The sequence below is a fragment of the Pedobacter sp. 05L430 genome (genome assembly GCF_056397585.1).
The window spans coordinates 1-19,319 of sequence record NZ_JBFTNT010000065.1; the positions used below are offsets into that span (position 1 = coordinate 1).

15 protein-coding genes are annotated in these 19,319 nt (G+C 37.8%); 9 read left to right on the plus strand and 6 right to left on the minus strand.

Translation table 11 applies throughout. The annotated features are described in order from the left end of the window. The 7 genes from AC1DG9_RS11760 to AC1DG9_RS11790 all read left to right on the plus strand — a co-directional run. On the plus strand, window positions 1–492 hold a 492-nt coding region (locus tag AC1DG9_RS11760), incomplete at its 5' end, for an RNA polymerase sigma-70 factor (RefSeq protein WP_477634669.1). Between the two features lie 91 nt (window positions 493–583). Further along, a complete protein-coding gene (locus AC1DG9_RS11765; RefSeq protein WP_288882297.1) occupies window positions 584–1,738 on the plus strand; it encodes a FecR family protein in 1,155 nt (384 codons plus the stop codon). A gap of 112 nt (window positions 1,739–1,850) precedes the next feature. Then, the gene (locus AC1DG9_RS11770) at window positions 1,851–5,327 is read left to right on the plus strand and encodes a TonB-dependent receptor (protein WP_477634670.1); all 3,477 of its coding nucleotides are present in this window, start codon (window positions 1,851–1,853) and stop codon (window positions 5,325–5,327) included. A 29-nt stretch (window positions 5,328–5,356) separates the two neighbouring features. Further along, the gene (locus AC1DG9_RS11775) at window positions 5,357–6,925 is read left to right on the plus strand and encodes a RagB/SusD family nutrient uptake outer membrane protein (protein ID WP_477634671.1); all 1,569 of its coding nucleotides are present in this window, start codon (window positions 5,357–5,359) and stop codon (window positions 6,923–6,925) included. A 62-nt stretch (window positions 6,926–6,987) separates the two neighbouring features. Continuing rightward, window positions 6,988–7,707, plus strand: a complete 720-nt coding sequence (locus tag AC1DG9_RS11780) for a 3-keto-disaccharide hydrolase (RefSeq protein WP_172663848.1) — start codon at window positions 6,988–6,990, stop codon at window positions 7,705–7,707. Window positions 7,708–7,737: 30 nt separating this feature from the next. Continuing rightward, complete coding sequence (locus AC1DG9_RS11785) at window positions 7,738–9,105, plus strand: Gfo/Idh/MocA family protein (RefSeq protein ID WP_337715206.1); 1,368 nt, start codon at window positions 7,738–7,740, stop codon at window positions 9,103–9,105. 12 nt (window positions 9,106–9,117) lie between these two features. Continuing rightward, entirely contained in the window at window positions 9,118–9,825 is a 708-nt protein-coding gene (locus tag AC1DG9_RS11790) for a 3-keto-disaccharide hydrolase (protein ID WP_288882294.1), read from the plus strand. Here AC1DG9_RS11790 and AC1DG9_RS11795 read toward each other — a convergent pair. Both AC1DG9_RS11795 and AC1DG9_RS11800 read right to left on the minus strand, forming a co-directional pair. Continuing rightward, a complete protein-coding gene (locus AC1DG9_RS11795) occupies window positions 9,822–10,379 on the minus strand; it encodes an acyl-CoA thioesterase (protein WP_172663851.1) in 558 nt (185 codons plus the stop codon). The genes AC1DG9_RS11790 and AC1DG9_RS11795 overlap by 4 nt on opposite strands. Before the next feature lie 125 nt (window positions 10,380–10,504). Beyond that, entirely contained in the window at window positions 10,505–11,365 is an 861-nt protein-coding gene (locus tag AC1DG9_RS11800; RefSeq protein WP_337715210.1) for an energy transducer TonB, read from the minus strand. 448 nt (window positions 11,366–11,813) lie between these two features. Between AC1DG9_RS11800 and AC1DG9_RS11805 the strand changes: the two genes are divergently transcribed. Together AC1DG9_RS11805 and AC1DG9_RS11810 are read left to right on the plus strand one after the other, a co-directional pair. Further along, window positions 11,814–14,000 carry a glutamine synthetase III family protein gene (locus AC1DG9_RS11805; protein WP_172663853.1) on the plus strand — a complete coding sequence of 729 codons (2,187 nt, stop codon included), beginning with the start codon at window positions 11,814–11,816 and terminating at the stop codon, window positions 13,998–14,000. 140 nt (window positions 14,001–14,140) lie between these two features. Continuing rightward, window positions 14,141–15,322, plus strand: coding sequence for an AIR synthase related protein (locus AC1DG9_RS11810; protein ID WP_172663854.1), 1,182 nt, complete (start codon window positions 14,141–14,143; stop codon window positions 15,320–15,322). Between the two features lie 131 nt (window positions 15,323–15,453). Here the strand turns inward: AC1DG9_RS11810 and AC1DG9_RS11815 are convergent, their stop codons facing one another. From AC1DG9_RS11815 to AC1DG9_RS11830, 4 genes are all read right to left on the minus strand, one after another. After that, window positions 15,454–16,149, minus strand: coding sequence for an SGNH/GDSL hydrolase family protein (locus AC1DG9_RS11815; protein ID WP_288882291.1), 696 nt, complete (start codon window positions 16,147–16,149; stop codon window positions 15,454–15,456). Between the two features lie 26 nt (window positions 16,150–16,175). Continuing rightward, window positions 16,176–17,414, minus strand: coding sequence for an L-fucose:H+ symporter permease (gene fucP, locus AC1DG9_RS11820; RefSeq protein ID WP_172663856.1), 1,239 nt, complete (start codon window positions 17,412–17,414; stop codon window positions 16,176–16,178). Between the two features lie 49 nt (window positions 17,415–17,463). Further along, the gene (locus AC1DG9_RS11825) at window positions 17,464–18,471 is read right to left on the minus strand and encodes a glycoside hydrolase family 92 protein (RefSeq protein WP_477634672.1); all 1,008 of its coding nucleotides are present in this window, start codon (window positions 18,469–18,471) and stop codon (window positions 17,464–17,466) included. Then, the coding region (locus tag AC1DG9_RS11830; protein ID WP_477634673.1) for a glycoside hydrolase domain-containing protein at window positions 18,431–19,319 on the minus strand (889 nt) is incomplete at its 5' end. The genes AC1DG9_RS11825 and AC1DG9_RS11830, both read right to left, overlap by 41 nt.

The window sequence follows — 19,319 nt, forward strand, 5'->3', positions numbered from 1 at the left end:
GCTTTATATAATAGTGCATACAAAATACTGCAAGACAGAGATGAAGTTAAAGATTTAGTTCAGGAAGTATTTACCACACTCTGGAACAGGAGATCGGATTTCACTTTAAATACAAATCTTGCCGGATACTTGTATGTTGCAGTTCGTAACAAGGCACTAAAGACTATCTCCCACCAACAAGTTAAATCAAAATATTCAACGCTCTTACAACAGAACGCTACAACTGAAACGCAGATAGTTACAGACTATGCAATTAGAGAAAAACAACTTGTAGAAATCATTGATAGCCATATCAATGAGCTTCCTGCCAAAATGCGACAGATACTGAATATGAGCCGAAAATCTTACCTCACTCATAAAGAGATAGCCAATGAGCTAGACCTATCGGAGAGTACAGTAAAAAAACAGGTAAACAATGCTCTGAAAATTTTAAGACTTAAACTAGAGGCCTTTCTTGTGCTGTTTACATTGCTAATATTAATGCTTCTTTAAGCCTTCCCAAATAAATTTTCATTTTTTTCTACGCCCTGAACATTTCTTAAAGGTCTTTAGATTAATAAGGACAATTATACGATCCGTCAGCATGGAAAAAAAGAAAATAGAAGAGCTACTAAATAGATATCAGACAGGGGAATGCACTGAGGAAGAAATAGCCTGGATAGAATCTGTTTACAATAAAATTCAAAAAGAAACTAAAGTTGAACTGACAGAAGATATCATAAAAAAAGACCTTTATGATGTTTACCAAGCCTTACCACAGCCACATAAAACAAGAACTATATACCTATGGCAGCGGATTGCAGCCTCTGTGATCCTTGTATTATCAGCATCTGCTGCCATGTATTTCTATTTCAAAAAGCCTGCCCCTGCTAATTATGTAGTACAGGCTCCAGCAAAAACCGATCAAAAGAATTTCGCGACAGGTATCAATAAAACCTTCCTGACGTTAACAGATGGTTCTAAAATATATCTGGAAACTGCGCCAATTGGAAAAATAACCGATCAGGGAGGCGTGAGAATTACCAAAATCAAAGAGGGAGTAATTTCGTACGCTCAAATTTCTAATCAAGTCAACCTGGTAAATCCCAAAAACACAAATATCATAACAACTTCAAAAGGCGGACAATATCAAATTATCCTTCCTGATGGTTCGCATGTTTGGTTAAATGCACTTTCATCCTTAAAATTCCCAATCTCCTTTAACGGAAAAAAAAGAGAAGTAGAACTAAAAGGAGAAGGATATTTTGAGGTTGCAAAAAATAAAATCCACCCATTTAATGTATTAACCCAAGATCAGGAAGTAGAGGTACTCGGAACTCATTTCAATATCAATAGTTATGAAGACGAACCCACAACTGAAACAACACTATTAGAAGGAAGCGTAAGGATCCTACAGCTTAAAAGCAACAAATCAGCACTACTTAAACCAGGTCAACAGTCTCACCTAAAAGGCAACGGCGCTATACAAGTTAATAGTGTTAAAACTGAAAGCGTTATTGCCTGGAAAAACGGATTATTTCAATTTCAAAATTCCGATATCAGGAATGTGGTTCGCCAACTGGCACGTTGGTACGATGTTGATTTCGAGTTTAAAGGCCCAATACCAGTTATCAAACTTTGGGGTGAAATCCATAGAAACACAGATGTATTAAACGCCTTAGAAATCTTAAGTTACTTCGATCTGAAGTATACCATTGTAAACGCGCAAAACAGAAAAAAAATAATTATAACCAAATAGAAATCTTAAATAACCAATGAAAAGGTTTAACATATAAAAACCTTTAATTATCCCTTTTCCGAAAATCGGAACCGCAGTTTTTTACTACTAACCAAGTATTAACTTAATCCAAATGAAGCTAAACCAGTATGAAACGGTATTTACTATACCACTACTTAAATTTTCAGTAAATTTTAGTGCTACCTTAACAATTCTCTTTCTTTTACTCACTTGTTTGCAAGTATCTGCAAAACCAGTACAAAGAATTACTATATCCAAAAAGAACTCACCAATAGTACAGATTTTTGAGGCTATTAAACAACAATCTGGATATTCCGTAGTTTACAATAGCGATGATCTAAAAGAAAGAAATGTCAGTTTAAATGTAAAAAACTCTACAGTTGAAGAGACAATGGAGGAAAGTCTTAAGGACAGTCCGTTTGCATTTAAAATCTTAAATAAAAACATCCTTATCAAAAAGAAGGATGAGCCATCCGTATTTTCTCCTTCAACAACTAAACCTCAGGCTAAAGAAATAAAAGGAAAAGTTGTAGATAAGCAGAATATCTCTATACCGGGTGTAAGTATTAAATTAAAAGGAACGTCCATTGGAACAGTTACAAATGGAGAAGGACTATATGCCATTTCAATACCAGAAAATACTGGCACCCTTGTTTTTAGCATGGTTGGATATACGACCAAAGAAGTAACCATTGGCAGTGATCAGACTATAAACGTAATCCTGCTAGAAGAAACCTCGGCACTTAACGAAGTGGTGGTTATAGGATATGGCACCCAGAAAAAATCAGACGTTACTACCGCCGTATCATCTGTGTCAGCAGAAAGCATAAAAGAGCGACCTGCTTTAAACTTTGGCGAGGCCATTGCCGGTCAAATGGCCGGAGTTCAGGTTCAGCAAACTGGCGGTGCCCCTGGCGGGGAAGGACTAGCCATAAGAGTTAGAGGAGTTGGCTCAATTACCCAATCCAATGATCCTTTATATGTTGTAGATGGCTATCCAATGGAAGGTAATGCATTCAGACTATTGAACACCTCAGATATTGAAAGTATTCAGGTTTTAAAAGAYGCMTCTTCWACWGCCATTTATGGTTCAAGAGGTGCAAACGGTGTTGTTATTGTAACCACTAAGAAGGGCAAAGTTGGCCCGCCAACAATAAATGCCAACACTTTTATAGGATTTCAGGAACTGGGCAAAGAAGTAGAAATGATGAACAGGGATCAATATATCCAGTGGTTTATTGATGGTAGAAACCAGGCTTGGTTAGATGCACAAATTATCACATCAGATCCAAACCAACAACCCCATTCCATTACAGACCCCAACTCACGTCGTAGTCTGTACTCTGGTGCAAGCACTCAATATATGATACCAGATGGTACGGGAGGATATAAATACAACTTTCTGGACCCAGCCTCTGTAGCACAAATGCCCGACAACAATTGGCAAGATCTTTTATACAGAAAAGCTTTAACTCAAAAAAGTGAACTATCGGTTTCTGGAGGAACAGAACATACTCAATATATGTTTTCCGGAAGTTATGCCAAGCAGGAAGGTATAGTTCTAGGCACAAACTATGACCGCTTTAATTTTCGCTCAGCCATCAACTCTAAGGTTACCAAGAGTCTGAGCCTTGGCATGAATATGTTGGCCTTCTCAGCAAAAGGCAGAGAGCAGGAAAGCGGCAAATACTCTCCGGTAATGTTTGCACTGCAATTGCCCCCAATCTTTCCGGTAAGGAATGATGATGGAACATACGGTTCGATGGTTCGAAATCCGGAAATACTTGCCGGCGATGTTGCAAGCCCAATCGGTGTAGCAGAGCAGGTTCAAAATTCCAGAAATCGATATGGTTGGCTGGGGACTGTTTTTGCTGAATGGGAAATCATTAAGGATCTAAAATATAAGATCAATATTAATGGTGGAATTCAGGACAACCAGCAAAAGATCTTTGAAGCTTCTTTTATAGATTTTGATGCTTCTAAAGGTCCGCGCCCAGCTAAAGGTATAAATCAGCGTGCATCAGATTTCGACTGGGTAATTGAAAACACCTTAAACTACTCCCGTACTTTTTCTGATAAGCACGTATTATCTGCCCTTGTAGGTTATACCACTCAAAAACATAATCTGAAAAATATGTACGGCGAAGCCCGTGGCTTTGCCAACGACCAGATTACAACCCTCAATGCAGGCACTATGTATGCCTTATCTAGTGATGAGTCAGAATATTCAATGATTTCTTATCTGGGCAGGATCAACTATGCATACGATAATAAATACTTATTTACAGCCACCTTTCGTGGTGATGGTTCTTCCCGTTTTGGTATGAACAAAAAATGGGGAACCTTCCCTTCTCTGTCTGCAGGGTGGAAAATTTCTGAAGAGAAATTTATGGAGAACATTAAAGCCATAAGCGATCTTAAGATTCGTGCAGGCTTTGGTATTTCAGGAAACAACAGAATTGGCGATTATTCTGCTATTGGTCTTCTAACTTCAGGCTTCTATCCAACCGGAGGAACACTTCAAAATACTACCAACCCAAGCACAATGTCGAACGTTGATCTTGGATGGGAAAAAACAAGACAATATAACCTTGGATTTGAACTTGGCTTAATAAATGACAGGATAAGAATTGAAGGTGATTTTTACGACAGCCAGTCTATTGACCTTTTATTAAATGTTCCTGTACCGGTAATTACAGGATATTCTACCCAAATTCAAAATATCGGAAAAGTGCAGAACAGGGGTATGGAATTCCTGGTTACGACCAGAAACCTTCTGGGTGACTTTAAGTGGAATACCAACTTTAACATTTCATTTAATAAAAACAAAGTATTGGAAGTTGGAGCAGATAACCGTCCTATTTATGGCAGCGCTCCTAATGCAAATAATGCGTTCATTACAACTGTTGGCTCTCCTATTGCAAGTTTTTATGGATACAAATATGAAGGCGTGTTCCTTACCCAGGATGAATTAAACAAATATCCGCACTTAAGTGCAGATAAAATAGGCGATGGCAGATACGCTGATATCAATAAGGATGGTATTCTAGACCAAAATGATAAAACGATTTTGGGCAACAATAATCCCGATTTTACCACCKGTCTAACCAATAACTTTTCATATAAAAACTTCTCTTTGGGAGTTCAGTTTACTGCATCATATGGAGCAGAATTATTTAGTTTCTATAAAAGAATGGTTGGAATATATCATGGTGATAGAAATGGGATGATAGAACAGATTGGTAGATGGAGATCTACAGACGATCCAGGAGATGGAATTCACTTCAAAGCAACGAGAACTCCTTCGGGTTGGCAAAGAGACCCTTCCTCGGCATGGGTTCAGGACGCATCATATTTAAGACTTAGGAATGTAAATTTTGCATATAATTTCAGTGAAAATTTTACCAAAAAAATAAAGGTAAAGGCTTTAAGTGTATATGTAACCGGAAGCAATTTATTTACAATAACCAATTATACAGGATATGATCCGGAAACGAGCAGCGAAGGTGCCGGACTTACAAAAGGTGGCGATTACTTGGGCTATCCAACTGCAAGGACGTTTATCCTTGGACTTAATTTGACGTTTTAAACATTCATTAATGCTTATATTTTAAATATATGAAAAAGATAAATCTATTATTCGTAGCAGTCTTCTTTCTGGCATCATGCAGTGATGACTTTATTGACCTGAACCCGAAATCAAATTTAAATGCCAATTCATTCTATAAAACACAACAGGACATTAATCAGGCAACCCTTTCTGCTTATGGCAATTTGCGTTCATTATACAATTCAACATATGTGAGGCTTGGCGAAATCCGTTCAGACAACACTACCTATTCCTGGCTGTCGGGAAACCCTGCAAATGAAAAAGGCATAGATGAATTTGCCTCTCCCTTACTTCCTGAAAACAACTTTATAACAGACATGTGGGATGACAGTTATAAAACAATACTAAGATGCAATATTGTTCTTGGTCGCAGCGATGCAGCTACCTTCACTGATGAAAAATTAAGAAGTCAGTATAAAGCAGAAGCCRGTTTCTTAAGAGCGCTTGTTTATTTCTGGCTCAATAGGGCATTTGGAGGGCCAGCTTTAAATGGCCAGCTTTTAGGGGTAATCAAAGCAGACAAAGAACTAAGTCAAACTGAAGCATATGCACTTGGGCGTGCACCATTGCAAGAAATGTATGATTTCATCATTGCAGACCTAAAATATGCCGAAGCTAATCTTCCTCAGTCATACGGAGGCACAGACAAAGGTAGAGTAACCAAGGCCGGAGCCTCAGCATTGCTTGGTAAAGTTTATTTAACCATGGCAGGCTATCCGCTTAATAAAGGAGGCGAATATTACAATCTTGCCAGTCAAAAACTTGCAGAAGTAGTAAATAATTCTGCGTATTCTCTGGTTCCAAGCTATAAAGACCTGTTTGATGTTTCTAAAAAGAACAGTACTGAATCTCTTTTTGAAGTTCAATACATGAAAGGCGCACCAAATGGAGCAACTGGTAGTCCATGGAATAACAATTTCGCTCCAAGATTTTCAGATAAAGAGGTTGTTTTGGTGGGCGACAAGGGTGGTGAGAACTCTCCTACCCAATACATGTCAAATGCTTATGAAACCGGAGATCCCAGGAAATTTGTATCCATGCGAGATGGCTGGATCAATGCTAAAACCGGAGCCTTGCAAACCGAGAAATATGTGCGTAAATACTATGATGTTTCAACAAGCGGTTCAGACAATGGCAACAATTGGATAGAATTACGTCTGGGAGACGTGTACTTACTTTATGCTGAGGCGCTGGCTCGTGGCGGGGGCGACAAGGGAATTGCCCTAACTTATCTAAACAAAATTCGGGAACGGGCAAGAAAAACTCCTGGCGACCCTAATATTCAACCAGCACCGAATTTATTACACGATTATCAATTGAGTGAATTCAGCGGTGATCAGGCTTTCCTGTTAGCAATTGAAAACGAGCGCCGTGTTGAGCTGGCTTTTGAGAATCACCGGTGGTTTGACCTTGTAAGAACAGGACGAGCCAAAGATGTGATGATTGCAGAACAACAGTTTGATGGTTACAATAGCTTTACCTGGAGTGATAATGCATTGACTTATCCTATTCCAATGACAGTGATGCAGTCAAATCCACAAAAAATAATACAAAACAAAGGATATACCCAGATGTAACATGTTTATACATGTTGCATTAATCAACTATCGTTAACAATTGTTTCGCTAAATTTATTTATATGAACTCAAAAATAACCCCGGTGTTACTAGTGATACTCCTTCTTACAGGAGTATCATATGCTCAAAACAAAGACAACTCCCTTACCAAACAGGAAATCAAACAAGGTTGGAAACTCCTTTTTGATGGTCAAAGTCTTAACGGATGGACATCTGTTGGGAAAGATACGCCACCAGCTACAGGATGGAAAATAGAAAATGGCATTTTATCTGCAAAAAAGGAAGGAGAAAAAGGAGGTGGTGATATTTTTACAAAAGATGAATATGCTGATTTTGATCTCTCTGTTGACTTTAAGCTTTCTGAAGGAGGAAATAGTGGAATAAAATATTTCTTCACTAAGTATACTAAAGGAGGTTGGCTCGGATTAGAATACCAGATATTAGATAATGTAAAACACCCTGATGCAAAATTGGGAAGGAATGGCAACCGTTTACAGGCTGGTTTGTATGACATGCTACCTTTAGATGTACCACAGGAGAATAAAACCGGTGAATGGAACCGAGCAAGAATCGTAGCCAAAGGCACTAAAGTAACTCATTACTTAAATGGAAAAAAGACGCTTTCCTTTGACCGCAGCAGTGATTCCTACAAAGAAGCATGGAAGCTAAGTAAGTTTAAAGATTCAGAACCACCGTTTGGTCAGGTAAAAAAAGGGCATATTCTACTTCAAGACCATGGGGATGAAGTTTCATTCAAAAATGTTAAAATCAGAGTTTTATAGAATTCCAAAACAATCAACCAAAAACCAATTATGAGCAACAATTCAAGAAGAGATTTCATAAAAAAAATAGGTATCGGAACAGCAGCTTTATCTGTTGGAAATAGTGTATTCGGAGGAACTGCCTCTGGGTTTAGTGCCAAAAGCTATAGAAATATTATTGGCGCAAATGACAGAATAAACATAGCAACTATCGGCGTTAATAGCCGTGGGAATAGCATGGGAGGTACAATTGCCAAACAAAAAAACACGCAAATAGTTACAGTTTGTGATGTAGATTCAAGAGCCATTCCTAAGGCAATAAACACTATTGTGAAAGCTGGTCAAACAACTCCACCAAAATCTGAAAAAGACCTGCGCAAGGTTCTGGAAGATAAATCTGTTGATGCAATATACACGGCAACTCCTGATCATTGGCATGCACCATTAACCATTATGGCTTGCCAGGCCGGAAAACATGTATATGTTGAAAAGCCATTAAGCCATAATCCAAGAGAGGGTGAAATTGCAGTAGCAGCAGCCAGAAAATACAACAGAATAGTGCAAATGGGCGCCCAACGTCGCTCTGCCCCTACGCTAACCAAAGGAATACAGCTACTCCATGAAGGGATAATTGGCCGCGTATATATGGCAAAAACATGGTATACGAATACCAGGAAAGAAACCTTTTTAAAGCCAGCAAATGTACCCGACTGGCTGGATTATGATTTATGGCAGGGACCAGCACCACGTGTTAATTACAAAGATGGTTTAATCCACTACAACTGGCACTGGTTCTGGAACTGGGGAACCGGCGAAGCGCTAAATAATGGAACGCACGAGGTAGATGTAGCCCGTTGGGGTCTGGGAGTAGATTTTCCGACCCGCGTTAGCTCTTCCGGCGGAAGATATCATTTTAATGATGACTGGGAAACCCCAGACACGCAGGTAGTAACGATAGATTATCCTGGTAAGGTTACCTTGCTTTGGGAAAACAGAAGCTGTAACGGAAGAAAAGTTGAAGGACAGGAAAGAGGAATTATCTTTTATGGTGAAAAAGGAAGCCTGGATACCGGAGATGATGCTTATAAAATATATGATCTTCAAGGAAAGCTAATTCAGGATGTGACACCAAAATCTGGCGGAGAATCTTTAGAGGGAAGAAATACAGCGAGTCCAAGTTTAGGGATGGATAGTTTGCATATGGCAGATTTTCTTGATGCCATCAGAAACAACAGGCGTCCGAACTGTGATGTTGAACTCGGTTACAAAAGCTGTGTAGCCATGCAGTTAGGCAATATATCATGGAGGGTTGGTCGCGACTTAAAAATTGATCCGAAAAACGGTCACATCGTTGGCGACAAAGAAGCTCAGAAACTATGGGGCCGTTCGTACGAAAAGGGATGGGAACCCAAAATCTAAAAATCAATCTTTATGAATATATCCAGGTTGTGCTTCAATATTATATTACTGCAGGGAATATGCATTTTTGGTGCCTTTGCTCAGCCTCCGAATACCTTAACCAGTCAAGAGAAAGCATTGGGATGGAGTTTGCTTTTTGATGGGAAAACATTTAACGGATGGAAAAAGATAGCTGAAGGAGGATGGGAAATTAAAAACGGAGAGCTGCTTGCTGTAAAACCCGAAAACGGCAAGCAAATGGATATTATAACCAATGCTCAATTCGACAACTTTGAACTTTTCTTTGAATTTAAAATCTCAAAAGAAACAAACAGTGGGGTTAAATATCTGGTAACAAATGATTATGAAGCACAAAAAGGTACTTTCTTAGGTCTTGAATATCAAATATTAGATGAAATGAACTTTAAATATCCAGAGCGCGGTGAACTTCGCTCACTGGCATCATTGTATGATCTGATATCTGCTGATAAGAAAAATCCCGCATTGCTTGAACACTGGAATATAGCCAGAATCATTGTAAACAAGAATCATATTCAGCATTGGTTAAATGGGCGCAAAGTTGTAGATTATGACAGGAGCACAGAATCTTTTAAATCATTAATAGAGAAAAGCAAGTATAAATCCCTTAAAAATTTCGGACAATCAAAAAAGGGACATATTCTTTTGCAGAATGAAGGTTCACCTATTGCGTTCCGTAGTATAAAGATCAAGTGGCTTTAACCAGATGTTAAAGCCACTTTACACCTTTCATTCTTAAGTGTAACCAAACAACTCTCATTATTGTAGCTTTCTCTTAAACTGGCTTCATTCTTTTTATATTCAGTTTTAAGATTCTTTCTATTTAACCCCTGTGCAAATCGCCTAACATCATCTTCACTTTTCAAGATCAATCCCGGTACCTGCTTAGGTTTATTGTCATCTCCTATTGCTACCATAGTAAAGTAGCTGGTATTGGTATGCTTAATTACATGCGTTCTCAAATTTTCTGAAACAACTCTTATTCCTATTATCATGGAGGTGTTACCAACGTAGTTTACTGATGCCATCAAAGAAACCAATTCTCCAACTTCAACTGGCGCCAAAAAATCAACCACATCAATTGATGCTGTGATACAGTAGCCATCAGAATGTTTTGCCGCACATACGTAAGCAACTTTATCCATTAAGCTTAAAATAATACCTCCATGTATTTTTCCTCCAAAATTAGAGTAAGAAGGAATCATAAGTTCAGTAAGAGTGGTTTGAGAGTATTCTACTGGTTTAAAATCTAACATAAATGGGTCTTTTGACACGCAATTTAGTTTTTTATCACAAAATAGCATCAAAAAAGGGGTTATAAACTTAATTACAACCCCTCACCCTATCCTTTACACTGAGAGCGCACCGAATATTTTTGAAATTATCTGTTTATGGTAAATGAAAGCGGCATATTATACCTAACTCTAACGTTTTGATCATTTTGTCGGCCCGGTTTCCATTTTGGGGACTTACTAATTACCCTTACCGCTTCTTCATCACATCCATATCCTATACCTTTTAAAACAGTAACGTTTGATACAGAACCATCTTTCTCTATTACAAAGCTGATAAAAACCTTACCCTGTGCATCAACTTCCTGCGCCGCATTCGGGTATCTTAAATTTCTTTGTATAAATTTAGCCCAGGCTTTCATTCCCCCTTCAAATTCAGGGTAGGCTTGGATATCTCCTATTTCATGAATCCCCGTATCTTCCTTCTCACCATTCCCTACACCATTACCTGGAGCTATTCCATTACCATTGCCCTCAACAGGAGCCGATCCAAGTGACGTCTCAACTCCCGATTGCGTAACAGGCCCTACTGCCGCATGATCTATTTGTTCTAGAGTTGGCGGATCGGTAATTAATGGCCTATCCACAACAATTGGATTTGAAACGGGCTTTACAGTTTTAATTTTTTCTTTTATTGGTTCAGTTTTGGGCATTTCTGTCTTTTCCTGAAGTTTTGGTTTCTCTATTGGTCGATCAGCAATATTTATATCAATAACACGATCAGGTTTTAAAGGTTCGATGAGTGCATCTGCGTCTTTACTAATAAAATGTTTGTAAATCATTGGGCCAGCAAAAAAAAGAACAAAAAGCGGGGCAGCAATAAATAAAGCGCGTGCTGTAGTGCCTGATGATTGAGATCTTAGTGCATAAGCACCATAGTTTTTATTTCTGTTTCTAAATACAAGGTCGAGCCACTCTGCCTTGTGTAAATTGGATGAGATGTTAAACATAATTTCAAGTATTAGTTTTAAACAGGATGTAGAATACCCGTATATTCCATAACACTTTAAAAAAAACTTAAATCACGATGTTTTTTCACCAAAACGCAGAAAAATATCTTCTCCGCTAAAAATCATAAAAAACGGCAGTTTTATAGATTTTTAGTGTTTTCCCAACAAAAACAAGAAATTTTTCAGACAAAAAACAGCAAAAACGAAAAAATAACACCAAAAAATATAAAAATAAATGAACAAACTGTATATTTACCCTTCGAGAGACAGACTTAACCTTCCAAATAAATAAGCCGCCTCTTCAACTTATTTTTCTTCTTAAAAACTGATTTTCATCTAAAAAGCGTAAATTTTATGTTAAAATTTGCTAACATTTGTATTTTTACACACAATTTGATGGAAATTATTAATTAATAATCCTATTTTTGATAAAATTTTAAACAAATAAATGAAAAGCTTAAGAACAATTGCATTAAAAGAAGCGCAGACAAGAATTTCACCAGAGGTAAAGTCACCTTCGACTAAAATTTCTGATTTTTTTGGCGTTAATGTTTTTGACAAAAGAAAAATGAAAGATTTCTTGTCAAAAGAGGTTTATCAGAAATTAGTGGCATCGATTGAATCGGGCGAACTAATTAATCATGAAGATGCCAACCACATCGCAACGGCTATGAAAGGCTGGGCAATGGCTAAAGGCGCTACTCACTATACCCACTGGTTTCAACCATTAACCGGCACTACAGCTGAGAAACATGATTCATTTTTTGAGCCTAGCAGCGATGGCGCAATTGAGAATTTCGCAGGTAGTGCGCTAGTTCAACAAGAACCAGATGCATCAAGCTTCCCTAATGGTGGTATCCGTAATACTTTCGAAGCACGCGGATATACTGCATGGGACCCTTCTTCTCCAGCATTCATTATGGAAAGCAAAGCTGGTAAAACACTTTGTATCCCAACTGTATTTGTTTCTTATACCGGTGAAGCACTAGATTACAAAGCTCCTTTATTAAAAGCACTTGCTGCTATGGATAAAGCTGCTGTTGACGTTTGTCAGTATTTCGATAAAAGCATCACTAAAGTAAATGCATCTTTAGGTATTGAACAAGAATATTTCCTTGTTGACCTTGCATTATATAATGCTCGTCCGGATTTAGCATTAACCGGACGTACTTTGTTCGGTCATATGTCTGCAAAAGGACAGCAATTAGAAGATCATTATTTCGGATCTATTCCTGAGCGTGTATTCACCTACATGGTTGATTTCGAAAATGAAGCTTTAAAATTAGGTATTCCTTTGAAAACCCGTCATAATGAGGTTGCTCCTTCTCAATTTGAGTGTGCTCCTATTTATGAAGAAATCAACCTTGCAATTGATCATAACCAATTGTTAATGGACTTAATGGAAAAAGTTGCTTTAAGACATAACTTTAAAGTTCTTTTACATGAAAAACCATATGCTGGTATCAACGGATCAGGTAAACACAACAACTGGTCATTAATTACTGACACTGGTAAAAACTTATTATCTCCAGGAAAAACTCCGAAAAACAACTTGATGTTCTTAACATTCTTTGTTAACACTATCAAAGCTGTTCATGAGCATGCTGATTTATTGAGAGCAAGTATTGCTTCAGTAAGCAACGATCACCGTTTAGGTGCTAATGAAGCTCCTCCTGCAATCATCTCTATCTTCCTTGGTTCTCAATTAGCTGAGGTATTAGACGAGATCGAATCATCAAGAAGCATCATTAAAAAAGTTAAAAATGAAGATTCTTTATGGTTAGGTATTCCTAAGATCCCTCAGATCTTGTTAGACAATACTGACCGTAACCGTACTTCTCCTTTTGCCTTTACAGGTAATAAATTTGAGTTAAGAGCTGTAGGTTCTTCTGCTAACTCTTCTGCTCCTATGACTGTGTTAAACACAATCGTAGCTGATCAATTGATCAAATTCAAAACTGAAGTTGATAAACTGATCAAAAAAGGCGAGAAAAAAGATGTTGCATTGTTAACTATTCTTAAAAAATACATCAAAGAATCTAAAGATATCCGTTTTGAAGGAAATGGTTACAGCGATGAGTGGGCTGAAGAAGCTGCTAAACGCGGTTTATCAAACATCAAAACTACTCCAGTTGCTTTAGATGCTTACGTAAGTGAAAAATCTACTGAGTTATTTACTAAACTCAACATCTTTAATGAGCGTGAGTTACATGCCCGTCATGAGATCTTGTTAGAAAGCTATTACAAAAAACTTCAAATCGAAGCAAGAGTAATGGGTGAAGTAACAAACAGTATGATCATTCCTGCCGCTATTGCTTACCAAAATTCGTTAATCGAAAATGCTAAAGGATTAAAAGAACTTGGCTTATCAGGTGATGCATTAGCAACTCCACTTTCTATCATCAACAAAGTATCTGAGCACTTAAATATCGTTAAAACCAGCATTGACGCAATGCTTGAGCAACGTAAAAAAGTAAATGCAATTGAAGATTCACGTGAGAAAGCGATCAGCTACGATGAGAAAGTAAAATCTTACTTCGATACTATTCGTTACCATACAGATAAATTAGAACAAATCGTAGATGACAGCGTATGGCCTCTACCTAAGTTCAGGGAATTATTGTTTATAAAATAAACCAAACTCCTAATAACCAACTATTTTTTAGTTTTATAACCTCTGCTTTAATTAGTAGGGGTTATTTTTTTATTAGTTAGTATGTTTTTTTTCTACATTAAAGTTTTAACATTAAGGGGTTTCCCTATCTTTGCAACAACATGAGTGATAACAGGTACAACCAGCGTGGCGTTTCTGCCTCGAAAGAAGATGTGCACCAAGCCATCAAAAACATAGATAAAGGTATTTTTCCGCAGGCTTTCTGTAAGATCATCCCTGATATTTTAGGCAACGACGAGGCTTTTTGCAACATAATGCATGCTGACGGTGCAGGTACAAAATCTTCATTGGCTTATGTTTACTGGAAAGAAACCGGTGATATTTCTGTTTGGAAAGGCATTGCTCAGGATGCAATCATTATGAATATTGATGATTTGATCTGTGTTGGGGCTACCGACAATATTTTATTGTCATCAACAATTGGTCGTAATAAAAACCTGATCCCTGGTGAAGTAATTGCTGCCATTATTAATGGCACTGAAGAGATTTTAGCTGAGCTTAGGTCTCAGGGCATCTCTATTTACTCAACTGGTGGCGAAACTGCCGATGTAGGTGATCTGGTACGTACAATCATTGTTGATTCAACAGTAACATGTCGTATTGAACGTGAAAAAATCATCAGCAACGACAAAATACAGGCCGGTGATGTAATCGTTGGCCTATCTTCATATGGACAAGCCAGCTATGAAACAGAATATAATGGCGGTATGGGATCTAACGGACTTACCTCTGCTCGTCATGATGTATTCGATAAATCTGTAGCAAACAGTTATCCTGAAAGTTTTGATCCTGCTGTTCCTTTTGATTTGGTATTTTCTGGTGGAAAGAAACTAACCGATCCGATTAAAATTGATGACCAAACGGAAGTAACTGCCGGCAAACTGGTATTATCACCTACACGCACTTATGCTCCTGTTATAAAAAAGGTATTAGAAAGTCACAGGCCTCAAATTCATGGTATCGTTCATTGCAGCGGTGGCGCACAAACTAAAGTGCTTCACTTTGTTAATAACAATGTTCATATCATAAAAGATAATTTATTTCCTATTCCTCCCCTGTTCCGTTTAATACAGGAAGAGTCTGGTACAGATTGGAAAGAAATGTATAAGGTATTTAATATGGGCCACCGCATGGAATTATATGTTCCGGCTGAAATAGCTGAAGACATCATTGCCATCTCTAAAAGCTTTAATATTGATGCTCAAATTATTGGTCGCGTAGAGGGTTCTACCCAAAAACAAGTAACAATTGTTTCGGAAAATGGCGAGTTTGTTTATAATTAACATATAAGCTTAGTAATAGACCTAAAAGGGTGTATCATAATCATGGTACACCCYTTTTAGTACATAAAGAATCAGCAATGAGATCACAATGTTCGAGATGGCGAAAGTTCAAACAAGTTATAAACAATGCTTTATTTCTTTTGCTTTAGCGCTTTTGCAATACCTTGCTCAACAAGCGGCTCCATAATTGCGTAACCAGCTTTATTAGGATGAATACCATCTTCAGCTAAGCTTTTCGGCAAGCCATTTCTTTCATCTTTCATCGCAGAGAAATAATCTACATAAATGAATTCATTTTTTTCAGCATAAGCTTTAATCCATTTATTTAATTCAATCACTTTATCAGCAGGTTCCACCCCCGGTTTCCATGGGAAGGCGAAAGCAGGTAACACAGAAGAAAGTACCACCTTAATCTTATTTGCTCTTGCAATTTCGGTCATAGCAGTGATGTTGTCTTCAATCATTTCCAGAGTCGAAGGACCTGTATTACCAGCAATATCATTGATTCCGCAGAGCATCACAACTACTTTAGGTTTTAGCGCAACCACATCCTGATGAAACCTGATGAGCATCTGTGGTGTAGTCTGCCCACTAATCCCACGACCAATATAAGGTCTGCTGGAAAAAAATTCAGGCCGATTGTTCTTCCATCCCTCAGTAATTGAATTACCCATAAAAACAACTCTATTTTCATTTTTAGCAGGTGCACTGAGCTTCGAATTCTCTTCCTGATATCTTTTTAGATTAGCCCAGTCCTGTGCCTGAGAAAATTGAATGGAGAGTAAAATGGCTGGAATGATCAGCCATTTTTTAGAAGTTATTTTCATACTATTCATTTGGTTAAAGTTATTTTCTAGTGTTTTACCTTATAGAATTTATAAGCAAACATAAAGATCACAATATAACAGATTATTGGTGTATAATATGCATGTGCAATTCCTGCACTGTCAGCCACCGCTCCCATTATAAAAGGGAAAAATGCGCCTCCAACAACTCCCATTGATATAAATGAAGAAGCTTGTTGTGTACGTGCACCAAGATTTTTAAGCCCAAGACTAAAAATAGTAGGAAACATGATACTAAAGAAAAAGTTGATCATAAGAAGCGCAACAAAAGATACCCATCCAAAGCTTTGAGCAACTATAACGCACATTAGAATATTACCAATAGCAAATATTGCCAGCAACTTATTAGGTGCGATTACTCGCATTAAGAAGGTACCCAAAATACGACCTGTAAGCATCATACCCATAAACACCACCATATAATACCCTGCTTCAGAATCGGTAAAGCCCATTTTTTCGTGTCCGTAATTAATAAAGAATGCCCATGTTCCGGCTTGGGCTGCAACATTAAAAAATTGAGCTATTACTGCCCATACAAAATGCTTATGATCAAATAGCTTCTTATCAGGAGCGGTATCAACATTTACGGCATTCTCATCTACTGCTGTAACATGTGGATCTATTAAAGCTGGTATTTTAACAAAAGAAAATGCAACTGCAACAAGTAGAATAACAGTTCCAATAACAGCATATAATATTTTTACTGAGGTAAGATCTGTACTACCCTCAACATTATTACTTAGTAAAAAATAACTTCCTATTGCGGGCCCCAACATAGTTCCAACCGCATTAAATGTTTGAGCAAAATTTATACGAAGATCACTAGTACGTTGGTCTCCTAAAGAGGCAACAAACGGATGGGCAACTGTTTCTAATGTTGATAAACCGCAGCCCACAATGAACAATGCAATACCAAAGAAAGCAAAGGAAGAGATATTAGCTGCTGGCACAAACAAGAAAGCTCCTGCCGCGAAAAGAGATAGTCCTAAAAGGACTCCTTTTTTGTATCCGAAGCGTTTCATAAACAATCCGGCAGGTATACCCATCACTGCATATGCACCAAATACTGCAAACTGCACAAAGGCAGACTGGAACTTGGAAAGACTCATTGTATGCTGAAAATGTTTATTCAACACATCAGCCATTGTAATTGCAATACCCCAGAACATAAAAAGGGAGGTTACAAATATTATCGTTACCAGGAATTTCTTCTCAGTAAAGGCTGCTTTAACTTTTAATTCGCTCATAATTTTGTTATAAATGGTTAATTTATTATTGGTTTAGGTTGTCTGTTACTTATTTTGATACTCCCCAGGTCTTGTTTGGCTTAGCTCCCATTTCAAGTTCCAATTTTCCTCCCGCAACTAACTGCTCATGAGTAAACCATGGTGTATTTAGCACTTGTCCGTTGAACTTGGCACTTTGAATATATTTATTTACAACTGAACAGTTGTTTGCTATCAGTTGAAATTTCTTTCCGTTAGAAAGCTCTATTGTAACATTCTGGAATACCGGACTTCCGATTGTATATACCGGAATACCTGGCGTAACGGGATAAAATCCCATCGACGAGAATACCACAAAAGCTGTCATACCACCACCGTCTTCATCACCAGGAATACCGAATACATTGTCTTTAAACCAGGTGTCCAAAAGAAATCTGATGCGTTTTTGAGTTTTCCATGGCGAAGCCGTGTAATTAAATAAATAAGGGATGTGAAAGCTCGGCTCATTCCCCATAGAGAACTGACCAACCATACCCGTTGCATCCGGGAACTTAGCCCAGTTTTCATATTTACTTCTACCAAGCGGCTCTCTATAAAGCTGATCTAATTTATTCTCGAAGCTTTTTGCACCACCAAACAATCCTATCAGGCCTTTAACATCCTGTTGCACTTGCCATAAATAAGTCCAGCCATTATTCTCATCATAATAGTCTCTGCCGCCCATACCGCCATCAAACTTAGGATCTATATCTACCCAGTTACCATCTTTATCTTTTGGTAAAAACATCTGAGTTTTGCTATCCCATAAATTCTTATAGTTACTACTTCTTGCTATAAACTTGGTGTAATCCTGATCCTTTCCAAGCTCTTTGGCCATTTGCGCAACAGCCCAGTCATCATAGCTATGCCCTAAAGTTACTGCTACAGCCTGGCGTTTTTCCCAACTATGCACATTAGTAACAGTTTCTTTTTCATCTTTTTTCAGGGATGGAAAATATCCTTTTTCATAGTAAAAATCCTCGAGTTCACCTTTTGGACTAATATTGGCCATCCTCAGTAATATCAACCATACGCTCATAACAACGATATAAAGCAGTATAGAACGAACGCTTTTGAGCTTCTGTTCCTCCTACTGTTTTAATTTGATTGATTACTTTCGACCATGCTTCTTCTCCCTTTTTAACTTGCTGCTCAAAGGTTGAGTTTTTCAACTCATTGTCGAAATTCTTCTTAGCCTGCTCTGCACTGACATAAGAAATGGCATATTTAAATTCAATATTTTTTGGTGCATTTTTCGGAAACCTAACCCATGCTTTTAAGTCCTTTTCATCTACCGAATTGGCCACTATAGCTTTACCATCCTTTAAACCACCCAATACAACATCCGTATTAAAAGCGCCATACATGTAAACTTTAATATTTCCATTGTAGGTTTCTATACCACTTATTTCTCTTTTTGAAATTGACTTATATTCATGTTCACCACCATTATATACACCAAGTAACAATCCTTTTTCACTGTTTTCAGGATATTCAAATTTGAATATACCCGTCTTTTTTCCTGGAGTAAACTCAACTTTTATTTCTTCATCAATCAACCAGGTAGTATAATACCAGGGGCGGTTTATCTCCAGATCATGATCATAAGTCATCTTTTTGTTCCAATCAGATGCCTCTATATCCTTTACAGTTGGTTTAATAGAAAAAACCTGCCCCATCCTATGTGAAACAACATTTAAAGGGAAACTGGAAATCTGATCCGACATATAATCAGGTCGTTGAGCAAACATCCTTATCATTTGGTTAGGAAGTTGTACGGTTGGTCTGGTAGGTTCTAAAAGCTGACCTACATTACCAATTATTGGATCCACATATTTTAGGTTACCAGTTCCCTCATACTGGTTCGTCTGGGCCATGGCAATACCC

Bases quoted from the DNA above. Each gene is read 5' to 3' on its own strand.
- AC1DG9_RS11765 (WP_288882297.1), top strand. From the start codon at position 584: ATGGAAAAAAAGAAAATAGAAGAGCTACTAAATAGATATCAGACAGGG.
- AC1DG9_RS11780 (WP_172663848.1), top strand. From the start codon at position 6,988: ATGAACTCAAAAATAACCCCGGTGTTACTAGTGATACTCCTTCTTACA.
- AC1DG9_RS11785 (WP_337715206.1), top strand. From the start codon at position 7,738: ATGAGCAACAATTCAAGAAGAGATTTCATAAAAAAAATAGGTATCGGA.
- AC1DG9_RS11790 (WP_288882294.1), top strand. From the start codon at position 9,118: ATGAATATATCCAGGTTGTGCTTCAATATTATATTACTGCAGGGAATA.
- AC1DG9_RS11795 (WP_172663851.1), bottom strand. From the start codon at position 10,379: ATGTTAGATTTTAAACCAGTAGAATACTCTCAAACCACTCTTACTGAA.
- AC1DG9_RS11800 (WP_337715210.1), bottom strand. From the start codon at position 11,365: ATGTTTAACATCTCATCCAATTTACACAAGGCAGAGTGGCTCGACCTT.
- AC1DG9_RS11805 (WP_172663853.1), top strand. From the start codon at position 11,814: ATGAAAAGCTTAAGAACAATTGCATTAAAAGAAGCGCAGACAAGAATT.
- AC1DG9_RS11810 (WP_172663854.1), top strand. From the start codon at position 14,141: ATGAGTGATAACAGGTACAACCAGCGTGGCGTTTCTGCCTCGAAAGAA.
- AC1DG9_RS11815 (WP_288882291.1), bottom strand. From the start codon at position 16,149: ATGAAAATAACTTCTAAAAAATGGCTGATCATTCCAGCCATTTTACTC.
- fucP (WP_172663856.1), bottom strand. From the start codon at position 17,414: ATGAGCGAATTAAAAGTTAAAGCAGCCTTTACTGAGAAGAAATTCCTG.
- AC1DG9_RS11825 (WP_477634672.1), bottom strand. From the start codon at position 18,471: ATGAGCGTATGGTTGATATTACTGAGGATGGCCAATATTAGTCCAAAA.